Annotated in this window: 29 protein-coding genes; 28 read left to right on the top strand and 1 reads right to left on the bottom strand. The window is 54.0% G+C overall.

Translation table 11 applies throughout. From position 1 onward, the window contains the following. Positions 1–8 precede the first annotated feature (8 nt). From IQ22_RS13670 to IQ22_RS13715, 11 genes are all read left to right on the top strand, one after another. A complete protein-coding gene (locus tag IQ22_RS13670; protein WP_208733642.1) occupies positions 9–485 on the top strand; it encodes a glycoside hydrolase family 24 protein in 477 nt (158 codons plus the stop codon). Next, positions 482–997, top strand: coding sequence for a DUF2514 family protein (locus IQ22_RS13675; protein WP_145142885.1), 516 nt, complete (start codon positions 482–484; stop codon positions 995–997). Before IQ22_RS13670 ends, IQ22_RS13675 begins: the two co-directional genes overlap by 4 nt. Positions 998–1,008: 11 nt before the next feature. After that, positions 1,009–1,212 carry a crAss001_48 related protein gene (locus tag IQ22_RS13680; RefSeq protein ID WP_244309153.1) on the top strand — a complete coding sequence of 68 codons (204 nt, stop codon included), beginning with the start codon at positions 1,009–1,011 and terminating at the stop codon, positions 1,210–1,212. 65 nt (positions 1,213–1,277) lie between these two features. After that, positions 1,278–2,804 carry a cellulase family glycosylhydrolase gene (locus IQ22_RS13685; protein ID WP_145142889.1) on the top strand — a complete coding sequence of 509 codons (1,527 nt, stop codon included), beginning with the start codon at positions 1,278–1,280 and terminating at the stop codon, positions 2,802–2,804. Between the two features lie 4 nt (positions 2,805–2,808). After that, the gene (locus IQ22_RS23185) at positions 2,809–2,964 is read left to right on the top strand and encodes a hypothetical protein (protein ID WP_158635434.1); all 156 of its coding nucleotides are present in this window, start codon (positions 2,809–2,811) and stop codon (positions 2,962–2,964) included. Beyond that, complete coding sequence (locus tag IQ22_RS13690) at positions 2,964–3,176, top strand: hypothetical protein (protein ID WP_145142905.1); 213 nt, start codon at positions 2,964–2,966, stop codon at positions 3,174–3,176. The genes IQ22_RS23185 and IQ22_RS13690 overlap by 1 nt, the downstream gene beginning before the upstream one ends. Positions 3,177–3,236: 60 nt before the next feature. Beyond that, the gene (locus IQ22_RS13695; protein WP_145142907.1) at positions 3,237–3,452 is read left to right on the top strand and encodes a hypothetical protein; all 216 of its coding nucleotides are present in this window, start codon (positions 3,237–3,239) and stop codon (positions 3,450–3,452) included. Positions 3,453–3,493: 41 nt separating this feature from the next. After that, positions 3,494–4,000, top strand: a complete 507-nt coding sequence (locus tag IQ22_RS13700; protein ID WP_145142909.1) for an HGGxSTG domain-containing protein — start codon at positions 3,494–3,496, stop codon at positions 3,998–4,000. Further along, the gene (locus IQ22_RS13705; protein WP_145142911.1) at positions 3,978–5,291 is read left to right on the top strand and encodes a terminase large subunit domain-containing protein; all 1,314 of its coding nucleotides are present in this window, start codon (positions 3,978–3,980) and stop codon (positions 5,289–5,291) included. Before IQ22_RS13700 ends, IQ22_RS13705 begins: the two co-directional genes overlap by 23 nt. Next, positions 5,291–6,730 carry a DUF4055 domain-containing protein gene (locus IQ22_RS13710; protein ID WP_145142913.1) on the top strand — a complete coding sequence of 480 codons (1,440 nt, stop codon included), beginning with the start codon at positions 5,291–5,293 and terminating at the stop codon, positions 6,728–6,730. Before IQ22_RS13705 ends, IQ22_RS13710 begins: the two co-directional genes overlap by 1 nt. Beyond that, a complete protein-coding gene (locus IQ22_RS13715; RefSeq protein WP_145142915.1) occupies positions 6,705–7,811 on the top strand; it encodes a minor capsid protein in 1,107 nt (368 codons plus the stop codon). Before IQ22_RS13710 ends, IQ22_RS13715 begins: the two co-directional genes overlap by 26 nt. Before the next feature lie 33 nt (positions 7,812–7,844). Here the strand turns inward: IQ22_RS13715 and IQ22_RS13720 are convergent, their stop codons facing one another. Beyond that, positions 7,845–8,336 carry a hypothetical protein gene (locus tag IQ22_RS13720; protein WP_145142917.1) on the bottom strand — a complete coding sequence of 164 codons (492 nt, stop codon included), beginning with the start codon at positions 8,334–8,336 and terminating at the stop codon, positions 7,845–7,847. Positions 8,337–8,453: 117 nt separating this feature from the next. On the opposite strand from IQ22_RS13720, the gene IQ22_RS13725 reads away from it, so the two are divergent. The 17 genes from IQ22_RS13725 to IQ22_RS13805 all read left to right on the top strand — a co-directional run bounded on the left by IQ22_RS13725 (position 8,454) and on the right by IQ22_RS13805 (position 23,120). Further along, entirely contained in the window at positions 8,454–9,173 is a 720-nt protein-coding gene (locus tag IQ22_RS13725; protein WP_145142919.1) for a hypothetical protein, read from the top strand. A gap of 11 nt (positions 9,174–9,184) precedes the next feature. Further along, a complete protein-coding gene (locus IQ22_RS13730; RefSeq protein WP_145142922.1) occupies positions 9,185–10,204 on the top strand; it encodes a hypothetical protein in 1,020 nt (339 codons plus the stop codon). A 52-nt stretch (positions 10,205–10,256) separates the two neighbouring features. Next, on the top strand, positions 10,257–10,577 hold the full coding sequence (locus IQ22_RS13735; RefSeq protein WP_145142924.1) for a hypothetical protein: 321 nt from the start codon (positions 10,257–10,259) through the stop codon (positions 10,575–10,577). Between the two features lie 6 nt (positions 10,578–10,583). Then, positions 10,584–11,084, top strand: coding sequence for a DnaT-like ssDNA-binding protein (locus IQ22_RS13740; protein WP_145142926.1), 501 nt, complete (start codon positions 10,584–10,586; stop codon positions 11,082–11,084). Between the two features lie 2 nt (positions 11,085–11,086). Next, entirely contained in the window at positions 11,087–11,455 is a 369-nt protein-coding gene (locus tag IQ22_RS13745; RefSeq protein ID WP_145142928.1) for a hypothetical protein, read from the top strand. Beyond that, positions 11,452–11,859 (top strand): HK97 gp10 family phage protein, encoded by a 408-nt coding sequence (locus IQ22_RS13750; protein ID WP_145142930.1) that lies wholly within the window; start codon positions 11,452–11,454, stop codon positions 11,857–11,859. Before IQ22_RS13745 ends, IQ22_RS13750 begins: the two co-directional genes overlap by 4 nt. Next, positions 11,856–12,266, top strand: a complete 411-nt coding sequence (locus IQ22_RS13755; protein WP_145142932.1) for a phage tail terminator-like protein — start codon at positions 11,856–11,858, stop codon at positions 12,264–12,266. The genes IQ22_RS13750 and IQ22_RS13755 overlap by 4 nt, the downstream gene beginning before the upstream one ends. Before the next feature lie 84 nt (positions 12,267–12,350). Next, positions 12,351–12,995: a phage tail protein gene (locus tag IQ22_RS13760; RefSeq protein WP_145142934.1), complete on the top strand. Its 645-nt coding sequence runs from the start codon at positions 12,351–12,353 to the stop codon at positions 12,993–12,995. A gap of 8 nt (positions 12,996–13,003) precedes the next feature. Further along, positions 13,004–13,321: a phage tail assembly chaperone gene (locus IQ22_RS13765; protein ID WP_145142936.1), complete on the top strand. Its 318-nt coding sequence runs from the start codon at positions 13,004–13,006 to the stop codon at positions 13,319–13,321. A 98-nt stretch (positions 13,322–13,419) separates the two neighbouring features. After that, the gene (locus IQ22_RS13770; RefSeq protein ID WP_280177092.1) at positions 13,420–13,629 is read left to right on the top strand and encodes a DUF1799 domain-containing protein; all 210 of its coding nucleotides are present in this window, start codon (positions 13,420–13,422) and stop codon (positions 13,627–13,629) included. A gap of 33 nt (positions 13,630–13,662) precedes the next feature. Next, positions 13,663–13,938: an outer membrane protein assembly factor BamE domain-containing protein gene (bamE, locus tag IQ22_RS13775; RefSeq protein WP_145142938.1), complete on the top strand. Its 276-nt coding sequence runs from the start codon at positions 13,663–13,665 to the stop codon at positions 13,936–13,938. 61 nt (positions 13,939–13,999) lie between these two features. Beyond that, on the top strand, positions 14,000–16,882 hold the full coding sequence (locus IQ22_RS13780) for a phage tail length tape measure family protein (protein ID WP_145142940.1): 2,883 nt from the start codon (positions 14,000–14,002) through the stop codon (positions 16,880–16,882). Continuing rightward, the gene (locus IQ22_RS13785) at positions 16,879–17,370 is read left to right on the top strand and encodes a DUF1833 family protein (RefSeq protein WP_145142942.1); all 492 of its coding nucleotides are present in this window, start codon (positions 16,879–16,881) and stop codon (positions 17,368–17,370) included. Before IQ22_RS13780 ends, IQ22_RS13785 begins: the two co-directional genes overlap by 4 nt. Beyond that, entirely contained in the window at positions 17,367–17,786 is a 420-nt protein-coding gene (locus IQ22_RS13790) for a hypothetical protein (protein ID WP_145142944.1), read from the top strand. The genes IQ22_RS13785 and IQ22_RS13790 overlap by 4 nt, the downstream gene beginning before the upstream one ends. Next, positions 17,758–20,499 carry a host specificity factor TipJ family phage tail protein gene (locus tag IQ22_RS13795; RefSeq protein WP_145142946.1) on the top strand — a complete coding sequence of 914 codons (2,742 nt, stop codon included), beginning with the start codon at positions 17,758–17,760 and terminating at the stop codon, positions 20,497–20,499. Before IQ22_RS13790 ends, IQ22_RS13795 begins: the two co-directional genes overlap by 29 nt. After that, entirely contained in the window at positions 20,496–21,011 is a 516-nt protein-coding gene (locus IQ22_RS13800) for a hypothetical protein (RefSeq protein ID WP_145142949.1), read from the top strand. The genes IQ22_RS13795 and IQ22_RS13800 overlap by 4 nt, the downstream gene beginning before the upstream one ends. 63 nt (positions 21,012–21,074) lie before the next feature. Beyond that, positions 21,075–23,120 carry a hypothetical protein gene (locus IQ22_RS13805; RefSeq protein ID WP_145142951.1) on the top strand — a complete coding sequence of 682 codons (2,046 nt, stop codon included), beginning with the start codon at positions 21,075–21,077 and terminating at the stop codon, positions 23,118–23,120. Positions 23,121–23,168 lie beyond the last annotated feature (48 nt).

Genomic DNA, 23,168 nt, shown 5'->3' on the forward strand with positions numbered 1-23,168 from the left:
TGCCGCGTATCACCGCACAACAAGCAGGCGGTGAGAACGTCTGCGCCTTTTTGGATACCCTGGCTGCAAGTGAGATTGGCCCAAAGATGCTGGCCTTGTCTGACGACGGCTATAACGTTCTTGTAGGCTCCATGCCAAACAAGATGCTCCTGATGCGGGATTATTCGGATCATCCGAATGTTTACAATCAGGCAACCAACTCCACGGCTGCCGGTCGCTATCAAATCCTGTATCGCTACTGGCCCCACTATAAGGCTCTGCTCAAGCTGCCGGACTTCGGCCCGATCAGTCAGGACCTGTACGCCATCCAGCAATTCAGGGAGCAAAGGGCTCTTGATGACATCAAGGCCGGACGCTTCGCCTCTGCAATCGCTAAATGCCGAAATATCTGGGCAAGCCTTCCGGGCGCCGGGTACGGACAGCATGAGCACAACATTGACCACCTGCTAGCGGCCTTTGTGAAGGCTGGAGGCAAGGTAGCGTGACCATCATTCCTGAAGTCCTGATTAAGTGGGCACTGGCTATCGCTATAGCGCTTGGCTGCCTGTTTGGGGCTTACCGATATGGAGTGAACACCACTAATGCCAAGTGGGAAAAGCAACAGAGTGACGCACAAGCCGAACAGGCAACGCTCAGGGCGACGGAAGAGAGAGAGGCGCGAGCCAAAGAACAAGCCCGTCAAGCTGAGATAGAGAAGATCAGAACCGATGCCCAACAGCAGATCCAAGCCGCAGAAGCTGATGCTCGTGATGCTGACGCTGCTTCTGAGCGGTTGCGTAAACAGGCAGATCGTCTCGCCCAGTCCGTCCGTAGTTGCTCCAGCGATACCGGAACTACCAACGGAAGCGAGACAAGGCCCGACCCCAGCGTTTTGCTTGCCAACGTGCTCAGCCGCATTGATGAGCGAGCGGGAGAGTTGGCTAAAGAAGCTGACCGAACTAGAGCCGCTGGCAGTGCCTGCGAGCGTGCTTACGATTCAATCCGAAACAACCAATGACTGAGGTGCTTATGAGCGAGCTGCAACCGCATCAACAACGAGTAGTTGACGAAAAGGCTGAGCTAGATGACCGCCTTGGCAAACTGAACGTGTTCATCACATCCAATCCGGTATTTGGAACGCTTTCAGGCAAGGATCAGGAACTGCTGACCGCTCAACGCGGAGCCATGCAGGAATATTCAGACATCCTGTCCCAGCGTATCGACCTGTTTTAACACCAACCATAGGCCAGTGACCGAGTTCTGTTGTCCGGCGCGGCAATCAAACGAGGAAGAGTCACATGGCCGGTATAACGGTTCCCACAGTAGACCAGTTCAATGAGCTGGAGAAACGCGTAGAAACGCTTGAGTCTGCGATTAAGGCAGCGAGCACCTCAGCACCAAGCCCGGCGGTAGAAACGCCTGCTAGCGCACCTGTAGAGGCTCCAAAGCCGATAGAGACGCCTACAGTAGAGGCGACAACCCTAAGCCTTGTGCCTAATGCTCAGGTAACTACAGGTGATTGGAAGGATGGCGTATGGGTAGCAGATGATACAGCGCGTATCTCGGTTATCAGCAATGCAGCCCTGGCTATAGGTCAGACGGCAACGCTACCTGACGGGACAACACGCACGATCAAGAACCTTGAAGGCTTCAGCGAGAAGACCTCGGTAACGTTTGACGGCGCAAAGCTTGATCCAAGCAAAGTGGCTGGCAAGGCGGTGGTATTCACTGTCCCAAAGCTTGAAGGGGCAACAACAGCCCCAGCAGCCAATGATTCCAGCGTTAAGAACACGGTCGGCAAGATCTATATCAACCTTGGCATGGGTGCCGGTGCTGATCAGGTTATCCCAGGTACCTCGGGTACGAACTATGAGCTTCCTTCCGAGGCTGAGATCAAGCGGGCCAAAGAGCATGGGTTCGATGAGTTCCGCATCGGTTTCATAATGGGAAGGGTGTTCAAGTCAGCCAACAGTACAGAGATGTACAAGGGCAATGACACGAAAGGTCGTCCCTATACATCAGACCGCATGCTTCAAGTCGGAAAGCTCTGTAAGAAGTACGGCGCCACGATCATGTGGGACAACCATGTGTATGCGTATTTCCCCAGCAATGGAGCATCAGGAAAATCGAAGTTTGGCAGTTCAGGCTATACGGCAGAGATGTATGCCAATCATTGGTATGCACTCATCCAGCACCTAAAGTCAGATCCTGACACCTGGGCCGCTACTACACGCTTCGATCTCTGTAACGAGCCGTACGACTGCGACGAAGCCACGATGATCAAGATGTACCAGGCGGTCATCAACCGGTGCGCAGAGATCAGCGAAGACAAGATATTCGTCCTCAACGGCACGAAATACAGCAGTACGCGGAATTGGGTAGCCAATAACCCCAACTTCCATACGATCACCCATCCACGTGGCAAGCAGTACATTGAGTTCTCCGGTCATCTGTACTTGGATGCTGGAGCGGATGGCTACTACGAAGGCGACGTGATCAGTGCATCAGAGGGTGTGACGTTTGAGACGGTAGGCACCAAGCGTATCGAAGGCTTTGCTAACTGGCTCAAGACCCACGGATTTAACGGGAATATCGGTGAGAACCTTGTTACCGGCTCCCTCACAAACCTGATGAAGGGTGAGCGTCAGCTACTCAAGTACTGCGTAGAGAACGGCATCAACGTGTATCTCTTCGGTATGGGTGACTGGTTCGGAAAGGGTAATGCACACAACATCGAGCTGAACGCCTCGAACAGCAGCATTGATAACTCAGCGATGCTTGCCCTAGCTAAAGAGATGACCGCTTACGCCAAAACAAAGGGATAAGGCCATGACACAGTGGAAGGTCGTAGACGCTAAGGGTCAGACCTTCATAGTGGAGGCGCTGACCTATGTACAGGACGAGCACAGTGCCCGCTTCTATGTGGGTGCTGAGCTGGTGAAAGAGATCCCGAAGGCAGTGTTCGTGGAAAGGGTGATCGAGTAATGGCTGTATATAGCAATGCGATAGGAAAGGAACTCCTTGAGGCTCTAGGGCTTCAGGGTATGTCCGTTACGGCGGTCACTGTTCACTTCGAAGCCAGTCAGGCCGTAGAGGTACAGGTGAAGTTCCTGCCTGATCAGACCCAAGCCGCTGGTGTAATCGAAATCCTCAAGCGCTACGAACTCCACGAGAAGCCTGATGAGCCGTCCGCTTAACTCTAAACATGTCTTTGACACTACACTGCAAGTCCTATTCTTTGATATGGAGCTATTGCAGTGAAAAGAGAAGAGAAACTGATCGAGACGATTGAAGGCGGAGATGAAAAAGGTAATGGAATCACTATTCTCAAGTACCAAGAGTACATAGTAGCTGATGGTGAACGTCTTCCATCCTTGCAGAGATATCAGCTGCAAGACGGCTCGGCTGTCAACATGATCGACGCCAGTACTTTCCAGATTGTGAAGTCTGGAGTGACCGTAAAGCGTCGATGACCTTTTTACGAAACAACCCTATGTAACCCTGCGAGGTCATCATGGCCGAATGCGGAGCCAAAACCCGCAGCGGCCAGCCTTGCAAAGCCCACGCAATGCCTAACGGTCGCTGCCGAAAACACGGCGGAGCTAGTACAGGGGCGCCGAAAGGTAACCAGAACGCCCGCAAACATGGCATCTATTCCGACACCCTGACTGCTGATGAGCAGGGCATGTGGGATGAGATCAATGTCGGAACGCTTGATGACGACATCAAAATCGCCAAGCTTCAGCTTCGAAGGGCATTGATAGCTCAAGCGAAGGCAGAAGAGGGCGATGGTCTGGATCTGGACGTAGAGACAGATTCAAACGGCCCCTCTGGATCAACTAAGACAACCCAGCGCAGACGTCGCGGCTATGAGGACATCATCAATCGCCTACTTGGGCGCATTGGTGACCTTGAGGCTAAGCGCGCTGACATCATGAAGAAGCTGGAAGGCGATGATGAAGGTCCGGCGCCGCAACGCGTTGAGGTGGTAGTAACAGATGCGAGACGCCCCGAAGCCTAACCTAAATGTGCCCCAGTCGCAGTTCCTCGCAATGCCGCAGAAGTTTAGGGCATTCGTTGCCGGATTCGGCTCAGGCAAGACGTGGGTTGGATCTTCTGCTACCTGCAAGCACTTCTGGGAATGGCCCAGAGTCAATGCGGGCTATTTTGCTCCAACGTATAGCCAGATCCGCGACATCTTTTACCCTACATTCGAAGAGGTAGCTTACGACTGGGGGCTAAAAGCCGATATCAAGGAAAGCAATCACGAAATTCACGTCTACAGCGGTCGCGCTTATCGAGGCACGATCATCTGTCGTTCGATGGAAAAGCCACAGACCATTGTTGGTTTCAAGATTGGTCATGCCTTGGTCGATGAGCTGGATGTCATGTCTGCGGTTAAAGCGCAGCAGGCCTGGCGAAAGATCATTGCTCGTATGCGTTACAACGTAGATGGGCTAAAGAATGGGGTAGACGTAACCACAACGCCGGAAGGGTTCAAGTTTGTCTATCAGCAGTTCGTAAAACAGGTGAGGGAAAAGCCTGGGCTTGGTGAGCGCTATGGAATGATCCAGGCGAGCACCTACGACAACGAGCTAAACCTTCCTGATGACTACATACCCTCGCTGTTCGAGTCATATCCGGAACAGCTGATCAAGGCATACCTGAATGGTCAGTTCGTTAACCTGACGTCTGGTTCGATCTACCACACGTATGACCGAAAGCTAAACGCCTCCCAGGAGACGATACAGCCAGCCGAGCCACTGTTCATTGGCATGGACTTCAACGTTGGCAAGATGTCGGCCATCGTTCACGTTAAGCGCCTTGGTATGCCTCATGCGGTGGATGAGATCATCAACGGCTACGACACGCCGGACATGATTCAGAAGATTAAGGAGCGCTATTGGCTATACGCCGATGGCCAGTATCGAAATACACGGCAGATCAGGATCTACCCTGACGCCTCTGGTGACTCACGCAAGTCAGTGAATGCCAGTACTACGGACATTGCCCAGCTGAAACAAGCAGGCTTTGCCGTCATAGCGCCGCCTAGCAACCCGCCGGTGAAGGATCGCATCAACGCCATGAATGCGATGTTCTGCAATGCCCAGGGTGAGCGCCGCTACCGAGTAAATGCCGACAAGTGCCCAACCTATGCCGACTCGTTAGAGCAACAGGTATGGGCCGCTAACGGTGAGCCAGACAAGACACAAGGCAATGACCACACGAACGATGCCGGTGGGTACTTCATCCACAAGGACTATCCAATCGTGAAGCCTGTTACCACTATTGCTATGGGATTCGCACGCTAATGGACGTCACATATACACGGCCTGAGCTAACAGCCGCGCTTCGCCGTTGGCGGCTCGTGCGGGACGTCTGCAAAGGCTCCGAAAAGATCAAGGGCGGGAAGGATGATTACCTGCCCAAGCCTAATCCTCAGGATAAGAGCAAGGAAAACGAGGCGCGGTATGATTCCTACCTTGCTAGGGCTGTGTTCTACAACGCCACCGGACGGACAAAGAACGGTCTGATAGGCGCGGTATTTACGACTTGGCCGACGCTCAAGGTTCCTAAGCTGCTTGAGTACGTCAATACCGACATCGACGGCGTTGGGGTAAGCATTTATCAGCAGAGCCAATCGGTTATCGGGCATCTGCTTGAAGTGGGCCGTCATGGCTTGTTGGTGGACTATCCCGCCATCGAAGGCAACGCCTCCCTTGCCGACATGCAGGCTGGGCGCATTCGTGCCACGGTAACAAGCTACAAGGCTGAAGACATCATCAACTGGCGTACCCGTCAGGTTGGTGGTCAGCATGTCTTGTCATTGGTGGTCTTGAAGGAGCAATACGAGGAAGACACGGCAGACGGCTTCGGCCAAGAGGTCAAAGACCAGTACCGCGTCCTGAGATTAACGGAAGAAGGCCGCTATGCCGTTGAGATATGGCGTAATGAGGGTGGCTGGAATCTGTATGACTACCGTGAGCCCACTGATGGGCGCGGTAACAAGTGGACCGAGATACCGTTTACCTTCTTAGGCTCGGAAAGCAACGACTCCAGCATTGACGACGCCCCGCTGTATGACATGGCGGAACTCAACATTGCCCACTACCGGAACAGCGCCGACTACGAAGACAGCGCTTATCTAGTCGGTCAGCCTCAAGTGTGGATGTCTGGCCTTGATGAGCAATGGCGAGACTGGATGCAGGATAACGGCATCTACTTCGGCTCACGTGCGCCTATTCTGCTGCCTCAGGGTGGTAGCGCCGGAATCCTACAGGCTCAGCCTAATTCCATCGCTAAAGAGGCCATGGACGCTAAGGAACGCCAAATGGTGGCCCTAGGCGCTCGTCTGATCGAGCAGGGTAGCGGCGCCAAAACAGCGACCCAGGAGCAGAACGAAAACGCTGCCGAGCATTCGGTTCTCTCTTTGGTCGTCAGTAACGTATCCGAGGCCTACACCAAGGTGCTGGAGTGGATGGGTGCTTTCATGAATGCCAACGGCACCATGGAATACACGCTCAATCAGAATTTTGTACGGGTACAAATTGACTCGAACCTGCTTGCCAGCCTGATCAAGGGTGTTCAGGCCGGATTGATTCCTCAGTCCGACTTCTGGCGTCAGCTGCGTGACTATCAGCTGATTGACCCTGAGAAGACCGACGATGATGTACGCGACGAGCTTGAAACCAGTAGCACCGGCTTAGGCCTGGAGGATGCAGACGATGGCGGCGAATCCAGCACTGTTTGATGCCACGGTTCGCCATGCTGTCTTGCTCGAGCAACTAAAGGCTAACGAGGTCGCCAAGTTTGCCCCCTTCCTCAAGGAGCTTGATCGAAAGATCAGGGCCAAGCTGAGCGACCCTGACATCACTGAATACAACCGAAAGCGTCAGGAGAAGCTGCTAGACCAGATTGACAGCATTCTTCTGGCTATCTTCGGGCGATTCACTGACCAGCTACAGCTTGATCTGGTGGATCTTGCTATGTACGAGGCGCAGTTCGAGGCATCCAGCTTGAACAACGCGGCGGCAGTGGCAACAGCAGATACAGCAGTAGCGGTGACGTTTGAAGCAGTTCTGCCGGGCGCTGCGGCGATCAAGGCGGCTATCACTACCAACCCCTTGAGTGTGAGAGGGGTAGACGGCGGCAAGCTGCTTGAGGCCTTTATCGAAGGCTGGACGCAGACAGAACGTCAACGGGTGGTTGGTGCGATACGTCAGGGCTTCTTCGAAGGCCAGACCACTACGCAGATTATCCAGGCTATCCGAGGCACCAAGGCGCAGCAGTACAAAGACGGCATCCTAGCTGTCACTGACCGCAATGCTTCAGCAGTCGTGAGGACAGCGGTTCAGCATGTGGCGTCACAAGCCCGAATGGAAACGCTCAAGGCTAACAGTGATGTCGTGAAAGAAGTTGAATGGGTATCAACCCTCGACAGCCGAACGACCATTACATGTAAGACGCTAGACGGCCAGCGCTTCCCGGTTGATTCCGGACCTAGACCGCCTATCCATATCAATTGCCGGTCAACGGTAGTGCCGATCACCAAGTTCTCTAAGCTGTTCAGCCAAGGCGCTACAAGGGCCTCAAAAGGCGCGGACGGTGGAAAGCAGGTCAGTGCATCACTTAGTTACTACGAGTGGCTTAAAACGCAGCCTGCGAGCTTTCAAGACCAAGCGCTTGGCGTTGCACGAGCGAAGCTGTTTCGAGATGGAGGGTTGAGTGCGGAACGATTCGCGCAGATGCAACTGGATAGAAACTTCTCGCCATTAACGCTTGAAGAAATCAGACAGCTAGAGCCGTTGGCGTTTGAAAGAGCTGGAATCTAAGAAGGGGGCCTAGAGCCCCCTATATGTTCTTCTTTAAGAAAGTGTAACGACCTTTTCTTCAACCAACTCAAGGGCATTAACGGCGCGAGCGAAGAAAGGATATTTTTTCTTAGTACGGCGAAAGAAACCGCTCTCTACCAAAGCATCAACTACCTCTGCAGTAGCCTGCATCGTATTCCGATAAGGAGAATTGGCAGGAAGAAAATCACGACGAATGATCGGGTCGAGTGTCATCTTTTGTTCTTCAGGATATTTATCAAGCTTTTGAGCACGCTGGTTAATAGCAAGATCACGAATACCTTTCGAGTCCAAATATTTGACCAGCTGACGAATATCCAAGAAACCAACGGGGCCAGCGTAAGGGAGCTTAATCATTAGGTCTTCCTCAGTAAGTAATGAAGGTTTTACAACCGCTTCGGCCTGCAGTGCAGAGTCGCCTGAAACGATTCTGCGATACGAGTCGATCGGTAAAACTGCAAAAACCGGGTTGCCTTCCTTGTCATGAATAAACTGCACGCCGCTCATTGATCTGTTTCCTTTCTCATTAATAACTACAATGAGTGCACATTGTATCTACAATATAGCTCGTTGTAAATACTTTTATTTTCAGGCAGGGCCTGTATATCGTCTCTAGGAGACATCATGACTCTTAAATATCAACTGGACAGCCTTGAAGGGCTGGAGCCGGCTCAGGCCGCTATGTACGTCGAAAAAGACGGCAAGTTCTATCTGCAGGTCGAAGGCATCCCTCAGCCAAGCGAAGACGTAACCGGCCTCAAGGCCAAGGTTGAAGAGCTTCTAGCCGAGAAGAAGGCCGAAGCCAAGAAGCGTCAGGAAGCCGAAGAGGCAGCCAAGCGCTATGCCGAAGAACAGGCCCGTAAGAACGGCGACGTCGAAGCCCTTCAAAAATCATGGGAGGAAAAGCACACCAAGGCGCTGACCGAAAAGGAACAGACGCTTGCTTCTCTGCAGGCCCAGATTCAAAAGCTGACAGTAGGCGCTACCGCTGCATCCCTTGCAGGCGAACTAGCCGTACAGGGCAGTTCTGGCGTTCTGGAACGGCTGATTGCTCCACGTCTGAGCATGGAAATCCGAGACGGAAAGCCTGTTGTCGTGGTGCTCGACCAAGAAGGCCGACCCTCTGCCATGACAGTGGCTGAATACAAGGCAGAAATCACAAACGACCCGGCATTGGCTCCGCTGATTGCTGGATCGAGAGCTACCGGCGGCGGGGCTGGTGGTAGCAAGAGCGGCGGGGCCGCAAAAACGTTAGACCAAATGACTGGCATGGAGCGTGTAGAGCTCCGCCGAACCAATCCCGCCGAATACGAGCGCTTGAAGGCGCAATCGGCAAAGCCCTAAGGACCTAAGCAATGCCAACTGTACTTTCTGATGTAGTGTTCCAAGACGAACTGCGCGATTACATGCAACAGCCTGTTATCGAGCAAACCAACCTGTTCAACTCCGGCATTCTGGCTCGCAATAACGAGATGAATGCTCTGCTGGCCAGTCCCTCTAACGTCTTCAATATCCCGTTCTGGTTGAGTCTTGATAGCACGATCGAGCCTAATTACTCGAACGATGTATACGAAGACATCGCTACGCCGCTGGCTATTGCCACTGCCGAGCAGACCGCTCGTGCTGCCTACCTGAACGAAGGCTGGGCAACCATGAATCTGGTGAAGAACATCACCAATCAGGATCCGCTGGACTTCGTGGCTGGTCAGCTGGTGAGCTACTGGCAGCGTCAGGCGCAGCGTCGTGTGATTGCTACGGCCATGGGTGTATACAACAACAACGTAGCCAGCAATGGCAGCGACATGGTTGTTGATGCTGGTGGCACTATCACGGCCGAAGCGATCATTCGTGCCAAGGCCACCATGGGCGACTATACCGCCAATGCTTTAGGCGCTATCGCCATGCATTCGGCTGTATTCACTCAGCTGTCCATCCTGAACCTGATTGACTTCACGCCAATCGGTGATCAGGTGCCTCTGAATGGCCGCTATCAGGGCATGACGGTGATCATTGATGACGGTTTGCCGGTGATTGCAGCTGCGACAGAAGGTGCTCCCGCTAGCTACATCTCCATCGTGTTCAAGGGCGGCGCTATCGGTTATGCCGAAGAACAGCCTGCTGGTCTGGATGGCTTGGCTGTTGAGCGCGTTGAAGCTCGCGGTAACGGTGGTGGCGTTGAGACGCTATGGAGCCGCCGTGACATGCTGGTTCATCCGTTCGGCTACAAGTTCTTGTCTGCCACGATCACCGGCAACACCACTGAGACCCGCCCACAGTCGGCAAGCTGGGCTGACCTGGCACTTGCTACCAACTGGCAGCGTACTGTTGACCGTAAGCAGGTCCCGATTGCCTTCATCCGCTCGACAGCCGCTTAACTTGGCATGCCCTGGGTAACCGGGGCTGTCTTTACGACAGGAGATAAGGCAAATGGCTATCAAGAAAGAAGATAATGTGCTCGACCCTAACGCTAAAGCGCGCTGGGGTTATGCGTCAGGCGCGGACGGCCAGATTCAGGTTGGTCCTCAGACTGTTGAAGAAACCGGTGGCGTCAATACCATCCGCATGAATGCTGATGATTCAGGCGCTCGTAACAATGGCGGCGGTACTGACGAAGCTACAACTACAGCTGAAGCTTCAAGCGAAAGCCTGACCAAGGATCAAATCAAGGCCCAGCTTGACGCCAAAGGCGTTGAGTACAGTTCTACAGCTACGAAAGCTGAACTGCTGGCATTGTTGAATCAGGAGTAAGAAAACATGCTAATCATCGAATCTGGGGCTGGAGATCCGGACGCAGAGAGTTACGCTACCGCAGCTGAACTGGTCTCATATGCCGCCAAGTTCGGCGTGACCATACCAGCTGACGAAGCAGCTCAAGAAGCATTGCTCCGTCGCGCTGCCCTTGCGATGAATGGCATGAAGTGGAAAGGACGGCGCACTCATGAGGAACAGGCTTTGGCTTGGCCTCGTGAGGGTGTCATCGTCGATCATGCGTACAGGAAGTCGAACTACATCCCGCGTGAAATCTTCTATGGGCAGTTGGCTCTGGCTGCGGAGATCCACGCTGACGATCTGACGCCACCTGAAACCCGCAAAGGCCCAGTAACACTGGAACGGGTGGAGGGAGCCGTAACGCGGGAGTACGGCACGATCACGAATACTAGCGGCAAGTTGCTACCGGCAGCGCCTGACCGGCCTAGCCAGACACAATTTGCTGACTACCTTGACCGGCGCGGATTGTTTGCTGTGAGGGCATAGCCATGGCTGACTTCTATAGCGATATGGCAACTGTCGCGCTGGACCTGATCGGGCAGTACGGCCAGACAGTAACCCTTCAGCGTACAGCAGCAGGTGAATACGATCCTGAGACCGGGACAGTTAGTGACGGCACAGCAGAAGAACAGCCAGCCTCGGGCGTTTTGCTTGATTACACCGGGCAAGAATTCCTGACCAACACCCAGATCCAGCAAGGCGACAAGAAGCTCAAGATTGCTGCGAAAGGGTTGGAGTGGACGCCTGAGATAGCCAATAAGGTGGCCATCCAAGGCAAGGCCTATAGCGTAATCAACCTCAACGAGATCAATCCAGCCGGTACGCCTCTTGTTTACGAGCTGCAGGTGAGGGCATGAGGCAGAACAACTTTGCACTAAGCATTCGGGAATGGGCTGAGAAGGCCGAGGGCGCGATAGACGATACCCTCAGAGCCATTGTCGTCGAGCTTGGATCGTCGATCATTCGCATGAGCCCGGTAGATACCGGTCGATTCAGGGGCAACTGGCAGTTCAGCCTGGAACGACCCAGCACAGGGCAGCTGGAAGCAGAAGACAAAGACGGTGCCGAGACACTTGCCAAGCTTGTGGCAGAAGCCAATACATTCAGCGCAGGGCAGACGGCCTATATCGTGAACTGCTTGCCTTATGCGATTGAGCTTGAGTATGGGCATAGCCAACAGGCGCCGCAGGGTATTGTTCGAATAACGGTGGCTCGTTTCCAGCAGATCGTTCGTGATGCCGCAAGGAGTAACCAGATATGAGCCATCGCATTATTCGATCACTGCTAGAAGCGCGCCTAGCCGCCTGGGCTAAGACGAAAAGCTTGCGAGTGGCCTACCAGAACCAGAGCTTCGACCCGGTAGACGGCGAAACCTATTTAACAACTGCCACGCTTCCCGCACTGACCGACAGCCTGACGCTCGCCGGGGATCATCGGGAATACACCGGCATTTTTCAGGTCAGCGTCGTAACACCGGCAGGGAAGGGGGCCGGGGCAGGGGAAGCCCTGGCGGATGAGCTTTCGGCCTTGTATCCGCTCAATGACCGCCTGAGCAAGGAAACCTTTACCGTCCAGCTCATTACTCCCATGGCCATAGCCAGAGAGATTCAGGGCGCTACTGATTACACGGTGCCCGTTAGCCTGACGTACCGCGCTGACACTATCTAATTCGCCCGTTGGGCATCACCAAGAACCCGCTTCGGCGGGTTTTTTATTGACTGAAAACTGCCAACGGCAGAGAGGACAACTTCCATGGCTGTGACACTCATCAATGGCTTAACAGTAGATTTCTCGGCAGCTTTTGCCGATGAGGCCACTGTTACCGCTATTTCTAACGCCAACCCTGCCGTAGCTACAGCGGCCAATACCTTTGCCGATGGCGATATCGTTTTGCTTGGCTCAGGCTGGGAATATGCCAATGACCGCCCATTCCGTGTAGCTGATGCAAGCGGTACAGGGTTCACCGTGGCCGGATTGAATACAACCGATACCACTCGCTTTCCTGCTGGTGACGGTGTTGGTACTGCTCGCCAAGTGTCGGATTGGGTTCGTATCAACCAGATTACTGGCCTGACCTTTAGTGGTGGCGACCAGAACTACTGGCAATACCAGTTCCTTGAATCAAAGGTTCAAAAACAAATCCCAACGTTCAAGTCGGCTATGAGCTTCCAGCTGGCAATTCTTGATGATCCGACCCTGCCGTTCTATCAGTATCTGGAAGAAGCCGATGCTGATGGTTTGATTCGTGTTGTTCGGTTCAACAACAGCGACGGTTCAACCAACCTGTATCCCGTCTATGTTGGTTTCAATAACAACCCAACCGGCGATATCAATACCGGTCGTACCGTCACGGCATCCTTTGCCTTGGCTGGTGAAGTCGTTCGTTACGCTCGCTGAGGTGGTAGATGAGTAAGGTACTTTTCAAGCTAGACCCTAACCCGACCTTTGATGCTGTTGTGTCGATCCCTGTTCCAGGCAGCGGCAAGGCAGACGTGAGGTTCACGTTCAAGCATCGCTCCAAATCCGAGCTGGCCGAGTTCACCAATGCCAATAAAGATCTGGATGACGTATCGCTGATTCAGGAAATCGCCTCAGGCTGGGAGTTAGACGATGAGTTTAACGCTGAAAACATCGGTCGCTTGGTCGAGAACTACATAGGGTCGGGTTCGGCGATCTACATCAAGTACCTTGAAGAACTCTACCAGGCCAAGCGTTTAAACTAATTGGTGCTGCCCAGGCGCTATACCGAAAGCAACAAAAGGCTTCGGAGTTAGCGGCGTTCGGGCTGACGCCTGACCTCCTGGGCAGCATTGATTACTACATATGGCCTGACAACTTACAGGCGTTCCAAGTCTTCGAATCCATGGCTACGCAATGGCGATGCGGGCCCGGTGGCCCTACGGGTCTGGTCTACAGCGAGCTTCGTGATGTCATGCGCTATCTCAGCATTCCGCGCAAAGATCAGCCAGAAATCTTTGACGCTATTCGGGTTATGGAGAGCGCTGCGTTAGATGCTATACATAGGGAGTGATTTTCTTCTCACTTTGTATGCAGAGGGCATGGGATGCGTAAGTTTTTAGCAGCGGTCGCCTTGGCTGGGGCGATCTCTGGCTGTGCAGGCACAAGCTTTGATTACAGCCAAGCCAGACAAGTAAAAGTCGGCATGACTGAGGCTGAGGTCGTGCAGATCATGGGGCGGCCTTATTCAGTCGTATCCAGAGGCGATGAACAGATGTGGGTATGGAGTCATGCGAATGTATTTGCTGGCTCTAAAGCCGTCTCTTTCAAGATGAAAGGTGGCAAGGTGATAGAGACGCCAAGCATCCCTTCATCTTTTTAGCAGCACAACGGAATGACCAAGAGCCCGCCAAGTGCGGGTTTTCTTTTGCCCGGAGAAAAATATGGCCAATGATATAGCCAGCCTTGGCCTGAGAGTTGACTCAAGCGAAGTTGATAAAGGTACAGAAAGTCTACAGCGCTTTACTCAAGCGGGCTCCAAGGCTGAGGATGAAGTTAAAAGCATAGGTACTGCTTCTGAGCAGGTCGCGCAGAAGGTAAGAGCAGCCAACCAGTCGCTTAACCAAGCTAGTACAGCGCTCAAGCAGACCGAAATATCAGCCAAGCAGACAGCCGCAGCCCTTAGAGGCGTACCGGCTCAGTTTACTGATATTGCTGTCTCGCTACAGGGCGGACAAAGCCCTCTGACTGTCTTGCTTCAACAGGGCGGACAGCTCAAGGATATGTTCGGCGGTATCGGCCCCGCCGCTAAGGCTCTAGGCGGTTATGTTGTCGGCTTGATCAACCCTTTTACCGTGGCTGCGGCGGCGGCAGCGACACTGGCTCTAGCTTATAAGCAGGGCAGTGACGAAGGCTCAGCTTTTCAGCGCGCCCTGATCCTGACCGGCAACCAGTCTGGGCAGACGGCAGACAGCATGGCGGGACTGGCCCGTCAGGTGAGTTCGATCACCGGGACCACCGGCGCTGCGGCTGATGCTCTGGCCATGATCGCTTCGACCGGTGCTATTGCCAGTGACCAGTTCAAGAACATCGCCGTCGCGGCGGTGGCGTTTGAAAGCGCGACCGGTCAAGCCGTAGAAGAGACCGTTGCGCAGTTCCAAAAGCTTGCCGAAGATCCTGCCAAGGCTTCGGCAGCGCTTAACGAGCAGTACGGCTACCTGACTGCTGCTGTCTATGAGCAGATCAAGGCGCTACAGGATCAAGGGGATACGGTAGGTGCGGCAAACCTTGCCGAAGAGACCTATGCCAATGCACTAAAGTCCCGCTCAGATAGCATCAAGCAGAATCTTGGGGCAATCGAGGGTGCATGGAATAGTGTAAAAGGCGCCGCCAAGAGCGCCTGGGATGCCATGCTCAATGTGGGCCGTGAAGCTACGCTTGATGAGCAGATAGCATCTGTTCAAGCCTCCCTGGATAAAGCTGCCAAGCAAGGCTCAAGAAGCTTTCTTGATATGGCTATGGGGCAGGGCGATTACGTCACGCCCGATGCTCAGGCAGGCTTAAAGCTTCAACTTCAGTTCTTGCAGCAGCAGAAGGCCACGCAAGCTGGCATTGCCGCCGCTCAAAAGCTTTCAGCTGAGCAGAATGAAAAGGCTATTGCGGCCCAGCAAAAGATTGATGCCCTTGAAAGCCAATCGCTGACAAAAGCCCAGCAGCGTACCAAAGCGGTTTCTGACTACAAGAAGCTTCTTGAAGATGTCCGTAAGGTCAATCCGAACGATGAGCGCTTGAAGCCGGAAAACGTACAGGCAGTCATCAGGAGCCTTGAGGAACGATACGCCGATCCGAAAACAAGCACGCGCAAAGCTCCTGCCTATCAAGATGATGCCGCTACCCGGTATTTGCAGCAGCTAAGCCAGCAGGAAGCCACTTTACGCGAGCAGCTGAACACTAATGAGAAGCTGACAGCCTCTCAGAAAGCTCTTGTTCAGTTCGAGCAGCAGATATCTGACCTGAAGTCCAAGGGTACGCTGACGGCTCAACAAAAGAGCCTGCAAGCCAATGAGCTGCAGATCAGGGCCCAGCTTGAACAGAATGTCGCGCTTGAAGACGAGATCAAAAAGCGCGAGCAGATCAAAAAGCTGCAAGCGTTTCAGCAATCTCTGGATTCAAGCAGGGCGGAAGAGCGTCAGGGTTATGCTGATCAATTAAGCGGGGCAACGCTTAGTGCTGAAGCGCGTATGCGCCTCCAGGCTGAGCAGAAGTTACGCAATGACTACCAGCGTCAACTTGAGCGCGCCGGACGTGACCGCGCTAACGGCACCATTTCAGAGGATACCTATCGCGCTGAAACGGAAGCATTAAAGCGGAACCTTGATCAGCGGCTGGCTGACCAGCAGGACTACTATCGTCAGCTGGACGGCTTGAATGAGGACTGGAAGACCGGGGCAGAGCGGGCTTTTAATGAGTACGCGGAGAGTGCCAGCAATATTGCTGACCAGACACAGAACCTAATTGGCGGGACGCTTGAGGATTTCACTACAGGGCTTAGCGATACCTTTGCCGATGCCATAGTAGGTGCTGAATCCCTTGGCGAGGCGATGCGCAACCTGGGGCAGACTATCGTATCGCATGTGATCAGCTCGATTATCGAGATGGGCGCTCGCTATGCGGTTACCCAGGCAATGCAACTGGCTGGAATACAAACTACCCAGGCGGCTGAGATTGCCAAGGCTACTACAGTGGCAACGGCTCAGACCGCAGCGATTGCTACTACTACAGCAGCTTCGACGGCAGCTACAGCAACCACGACTGCAACCCAAACAGCGGCAGCAGCTACTACTACAGCTTCATGGACGCCAGCAGCTATTGCGGCGTCTATTGGCTCGTTTGGTACGGCAGCGGCAGTTGGCTTGGCGGCAGTTGTGGCGGCGCTTGCATTCTCTAAAGGCTTCTCAAAAGGGGGCTATACCGGTGATGGTGGGGTAAATGACCCTGCCGGAGTGGTACACAAGGGCGAGGTTGTCTGGAGTCAGGCCGACATTGCCCGCGCTGGAGGTGTAGCAACAGTTGAAGCGATGCGGAAGGGTTACGCCCCGCAAGGCGGCGCTAGCCGTGCTGGGCAGACCTCTAGCGGAACATCCAGCGGAGGCGGCGGCGTGGTGGTCAACCTTCACGAGGATGCCAGCAAGGCAGGTCAGGTTCAGGTCATTCAGCAGCCAAGCGGCGGATTAACCGTAGAGGGCTTTGTGGCCAATCTAAAGCAAGGCGGAACGGCGGCTAAAGCCATGGAGCAATATTATGGACTACGGAGGGTGGGACGATGAGCGTGCTCGAACGGCTTTATGCGTCGGGCGGTCCTGAAGTAATCATCGATACCCTTGAGCTGTCATGTCCTGCCTGGGATGAATCGATCTACCTCTGTCGTGGTTATGAGGACCTTGTAGCCACGACAGAGGCGGGCGATACGGTCATATTTCAGGCATCCGGCATCGACATTGCGCTACCGAAGAAAGACAACAGCGGCGATCAGTCCCTGACGTTTGCGATTGATAACGTCACCGGCGAGGCGCAGCAGCGAATAGATGAAGCCCTTGATGCCAGAGCATCCGTCTCGCTTGTTTATCGCGCCTATGTCTCGACCGACCTGACCGCTCCCGCTGAACGTCCCTACCGGATGAAAGTCCTGGGCGGGACGATGCAGGGCACTACGGTGCAGCTGACCTCTGGTTACTACGACCTCCTTAACCTAGCGTGGCCCCGCCGCCGCTACACATTGGCCTTCGCGCCTGGACTTCGGTACACCGCATCATGACCTTGAACGACTACCTGGGCGCTATCTATGTTGACGGCGCCCGTGGCGAAGTCGTCAACGGCGTGTTGCAGCATGACTGCTGGTCTCTAACTCGGGCGGTGAGGCATGAGGTTTACGGACTTCCCCTGCTTCCGAGCTGGGGACATGTCCGAAGCACAATGCCGCGAGAGTTTACCCGCGCTGCCCATGAATGCACCGATGCAATGGTTCGCTGTGAGCCGTGCGTGGGTGCGATTGCTTGTGTCTGGCGTGGCCCCTTGTGTGTGCATGTGGGCGTGATCGTTGAAGTCGGTGGCCGACTGCATGGCATGGAGATGACCCAACAGGGCGTCTTCATCAAGCCGTTGCGGGCCTTTCAAGCTAAATACCTGAACGTGAGCTACCACATTGATCGAAGTCTATCCCAGCAAGCTTGAAGGCGAGCCGCTAGAACGCTGGCCAACCAAAGGCGTTATGACGCTTGAAGCATGGCTAAAGGCCAATATTCCAAGCTATGAATCCAGAGAGTCACCGCCGATCAGCATTGAAATCAATGGTGTTCTGATCGAGCCCAAGGCTTGGGGCGTTACCCTGTTTTCCTCTGACGACACTGTGGCTATCTGGCCTGAACCCAAGAAGTCCGGTGCTACTGCGCTGATCAGCTTGGTCAGCACCGTTATGTCGGTCATTACGTCGCTTTTCACGACAAAGACGCCAAGCTCAGCCACCCTTGACCAAGGCAAAGACCTGAACCTGAGCAATGCTGCCGGAAACCAAGTCAAGCTGGGCGACATCATTCGAGAAGTGTCAGGTCGGACAAAGATATATCCTGACTACCTTCTGCCTCCCCGTCGCTACTTTACTGACGTCAAAACGCAGTGGGCAGAAATCCTGCTCTGTGTGGGGGTGGGCGAGTTCGAGATCAGCGCCGGTGATGTAAAGATTGGTGATACCGCTTTGGCCTCTCTAGGCGATACAGCTTCTTATAAGGTCTTTGGCCCTGGAGCGGATCTTTCTGGAGAGGCGGCTGCCAAGTGGTGGCATTCCTCTGATGAAGTGGGATCGACCAGTACCGGCAGTGCTGGCCTGACTCTTAAGGCTACCTTTGCCCTAACTCAGCAGGCGGCTGCCAGTACCTATCTGTTGTCAGGTTATCAGGTAACGGTTCCGGAAGGGGCTGGCTGGTTTCCTGAAGGCTGGACGTCAGGTCTGATAGCCCGCATCGAGGCGATTTATCCTTATACCTACACGAACCTGGGCGATGGTAGCGCAACAGTCGTCAGCGGCATCCATGTGGCGATGATTAATCCCCATGTTGGGATGGCTATCGAAATTACTGGTGATAACGCAGGTAGCTACGTGATCGGCAGCGTTGAAACCAATGCCGAGGGCGAGGCTACAAGCTTTACCCTTAACTATGAGGGTGGTGCTCCAGCATCAGGCCTTCAGTCCGGCGCACTGAATTCGGCTATTGGCTACCAGGGGCTGCGTTATCGAATCACTGCGGTTTCTGATGATGCGGTAAGTGATGACGATGATACGACTACTGACCATGGACCTTCGACTCTCACCGTAGAGCGCCTGACCGATACCGGCGCTGAAGATGATAGCTGGACTGGATTCAATTACCTCAACAGCGCGTCGGCAGTCATTACGCTGGACACCACCACGCTGGAAGGTGATTGGGTTGGTCCTTTCGCAGCGTGCCCTGAGGGCGAGGTTACGTCAGCTATAGAAGTGGATACCTTTTTTCCGCAAGGCCTTGTGAACTTCAACAGCAAGACCGGGGCGCGGGGTAATTACTCCTGTACTGTCGAGATCCAGTACCGCGACATGACGACGCTAGGGTCGTGGGTTTCTGTAACCAAGACCTACACCAACAGAACCCCGGACCAGCTGGGTTATACGCAGCGTATCGATCTGCCTACGGCTATCCGGCCAGAGGTCAGGCTGCGCAGGATCGGCGAGGAATCCAGTTCCTCCGATAAATACGACCGCGTTCAGTGGTACGGCCTCCGGGCCCGACTGGATAAGGCGCCGCCCAGCTATCCGGACGTCACGGTGATGGCCGTATACGTCAAAGGAGGTGACCGGCTTTCGGCACAGTCGGAAAGCCAGATCTCCGTAGTAGCCACTCGCAAGCTGCCTACGCTTTCAGCTGGAGCATGGACAGCACCGGTGGCTACCCGCGACATTGTTCCGTGGGTGAACTATGTAGCGAAGTCCATCGGCTATACCGACGATGACCTTGATCTTGAGGAAATGGCCCGTCTCGGTGCGATCTGGAGTAGTCGTGATGATTACTTTGACTATGCCGTTGAGGACAGCAGTACGGTCAAAGAGTGTATTAATGATGCGCTATTGGCTGGGTTTGCTGAGTTCACACTTGATCGAGGCCAGCTAAAGCCTGTCAGAGACGAGCCGCGCACGGTGTACGAGCACATGTATACCCCGCAGAACATGACAGAGCCGCTTAAACGCACCGTAACGCTTCCGGCTCCAGATGATTATGACGGGGTAGACGTCAAGTACACAGACAGCACGACCTGGGCGGATGAAACGGTGACGTGTCGCCTGCCGGGTGATGCTGGGCTGATGGTCAAAGAGATCACGGTTAACGGTGTGACTGATCGGGATCGGGCATGGCGGATTGGTATGCGGAGGCGCAGAGAGTATGCCTTCCGTAACAAGGGGTATTCATGGTCAACCGAGCTGGATGCCCTCAATAGCGGATATCTAAGCTTTGACGCCGTGGCTGATGACATCCCGGGCTATGGGCAGAGTGCGCTACTGATGGACTATTTCACAGACGGCACGATGACGGTTCTGGAGAGTTCAGAGCCTTTGAAATGGGAAGAGGGCGCTTCACATGTTGTAGCCCTTCGCCGCCCAGATGGCTCGGTATCCGGGCCCTGGCCAGCTATTCAGATGGATGACTACCGGCTGGCTGTACAAGCTTTGGATTTCACGCCAGATACTTCATGGTCAATCGAGCCTCCACACCTCTTATTTGGCACAACGACCCGCTGGAGCTATCCGGTCCTGATTACCTCTGTCACGCCCGGAGATTACTCGGCAGATGTTGAGGCAATTGGCTATGACGAGCGGGTTTACGCAGACGACGATAACTACGCACCGGACAACGCATGATTACATACCCTAAAGAGTTGCCCAGGCCGCTCATGGATGGCTACGACTTCCAGGCAGTGAGCCCTATGGTGCGTTCGGAGCTGCAAAGCGGTAGGGCTCGGCAACGTCGAGCCTTTACCTCCGTGCCTACGAACGCAACTGTTAAATGGCTGATGAACCAGTCCCAGGCGCAGTATTTCGAAGCGTGGTGGGAAGAGATCCTTGTATCGGGTACGCAGTGGTTCGATTGCCCGCTGTCGGCTCCAACCGGCTTTCAAGCCTATACCGCACGATTTACTGATATCTACCAGGGGCCCACTCCAGTTACTCGTGGCTGGTGGCAGTTCTCGGCCACGCTTGAGCTGAGAAAGCGGCCTCTTCTTGAGCCTGGATGGGTTATTGACGCACCTGAATACATCGTGGGTGCGCCGCTATTTGATCTTGCCATGACACGAGAATGGCCTGACAGCGATTATCAGACCTACATGGATGTCTTCGACCGAGCGGTCAACGACAAACTTCCCGAAGCTTAATCCTTAAGACCCTTTCGACACGGCCCCGGACGCTGTGGGCTTCCGTTCGCCTGGAGTATTTGCATGACTAACACGGTAGGCTCTACCAGTCCTCGGGACTTGTACGAAAACGCCAAGAATCTCGACTATCTACTAAACGGGCAGAACCCGTTCTACCCTGACCGCTTTGGCCGGATGAAAGAATCATGGTCTGGCATGCAGGCCGAGTTCAGGGCCGCGCAAAATGGCCGACAGGCTCAGTTTGATGCGTTCTTGATGGCGTCAGGCTATCAAAGTCTTGGCACTTATGCGGCTGGCATTAGTATTACTGCCCATAACCAGTACGTCATATACAACGGACTGCCCTATAGCCTGTCAGCGTCTACCGCGATTCCGTACACGACTACAGGTGACTGGGCTAGCGAGAGCAGCAAATTCATCCTACGCGGTGATGATGTTCTTCGGCAGGATCTGGCGAATACGGCTGACCCGTCCAAGGGTGCAGCGCTAATTGCAGGCGTTGGCCGGATTGCGTCCACTATATCCGCGCTCAGGGCAATGTCAGCCGGTAACAGCAAGAGTGCACTTGTGCTGGGCTACAGCACTGCTGGGGATGGCGGCAGCGGCAACTTTTACCGCGATACTACAGATACCACGAGCGCTGACAACGGCATAACAACCATTGTTGGAGCAGATGGCACGCGCTGGAAGCTCGAACATGACGGCCATGTCGATCTATATCAGGCTGGATGCGTTGCTGATGGGGCAACGGATAATACGGCAAAGATCCAAGCACTGATCAACCTTGCAATAGCCACAGACGGATTTGAAATAATCGTTCCGCTCGTAGGTCCTGGCAAGTCATTCAGAGCAACCTCCACACTTACAATCAATGCAGGGGTTCGTATCAGGGGGGAGGGCTGCGAGCCGCATTCGGTGGTGAATGGAAGCGGTCAGAACACCCGAGGGCAGGGTAGCTGGTTGTTCTTCGATCATACGGGCATTGGCTTCACAATCACTGCAAGCAGTTCATTGGACAGTACATCAGCCGCGACGGGGGTTCGCTTCTCCGGGATAGGGACTGTGCGCCGACATACTCTTGTGACTGGTGCCACGACAACGTTCAGCCCTACACAGGCCGATTTCGATTTTGATATCAATAATGCAGATGTATCCATTGAAGACGTGACCATGCTTAACCCGTACAAGGGTATCAGGTTGGTAAACGGATCATTTGGCCGCCTCACCATCCGTGGGTTGCGGGGCCAGCCGTTGAGCAGGGGCATTGTTATTGAGGAATCCTATGATACCTGTCGAGTCATTGATGTGCAGTTCTGGCCGTTCTGGTCGCACGATCAGCGGGTATGGAACTACACGCTGGCAAACCTGCGCTCCTATGTCTCGATGCGTAACGACAATCCATTCTATCAAAACATTTTCAGCATCTTTCATTACATCGGCTTCAACATCCTGGGGACGACAGCAGGGACAACAAACAAAGCCAAGATTTTCGGGGCAGATATCGACCGAGGGGTGTATGGGTTTGTGCAAGACGAGTCCTCGTCGGGGGCTTCTGCTCTGTTTATAGGCTTCTCCGCCCAAGGCGAAACCGGTGTCTCTGAAGAAAACAGCGGCATTCTGACCAGCGGAACGAACGGCGAGTTTACGTTTGAGTCGCCAGATTTACGTGTTTACAACGCCAACTGCATTAGGGTCTATGGAACTGGTAATAGTGTTGTCATCAACAATCCCAAGCTGGCAACTTTCAACCAGGCTAACTCAAATTTTCCTGCAATAGAGGCTGGGCCTGATAACCGAGTCGATGTTACCGGCTACCCACGGATCGGAGATACGAACGGCGGGGCTTATTACGGCGGCGTTGGCATATTGCGCGCGCCTGGAGAGTCAGGCAGCACTACAGCGACTACCAGCGCGGCTGGGCAAGTAATCGTTCAGCATGGGGCAGGTTTTACGCCTAAAAGAGTCTTTATCTCCATGACGGGCGGCGGCGATGGCGCAACTTCTCAGGTCATCACAAAAACCGACACCAGCTTTACCGTCAACTTCTTTATAGGGGCAACTGCCCTGGTCAATTCCTCAGTTTCATTTGACTGGGAAGTCAAGTTCTAACCAGTTAAGCACTTTTTGCGAAACAGAAGACACGGCCTTTGACGCTGT

This window comes from Pseudomonas duriflava (assembly GCF_007830155.1).
Taxonomy (GTDB): domain Bacteria; phylum Pseudomonadota; class Gammaproteobacteria; order Pseudomonadales; family Pseudomonadaceae; genus Chryseomonas; species Chryseomonas duriflava.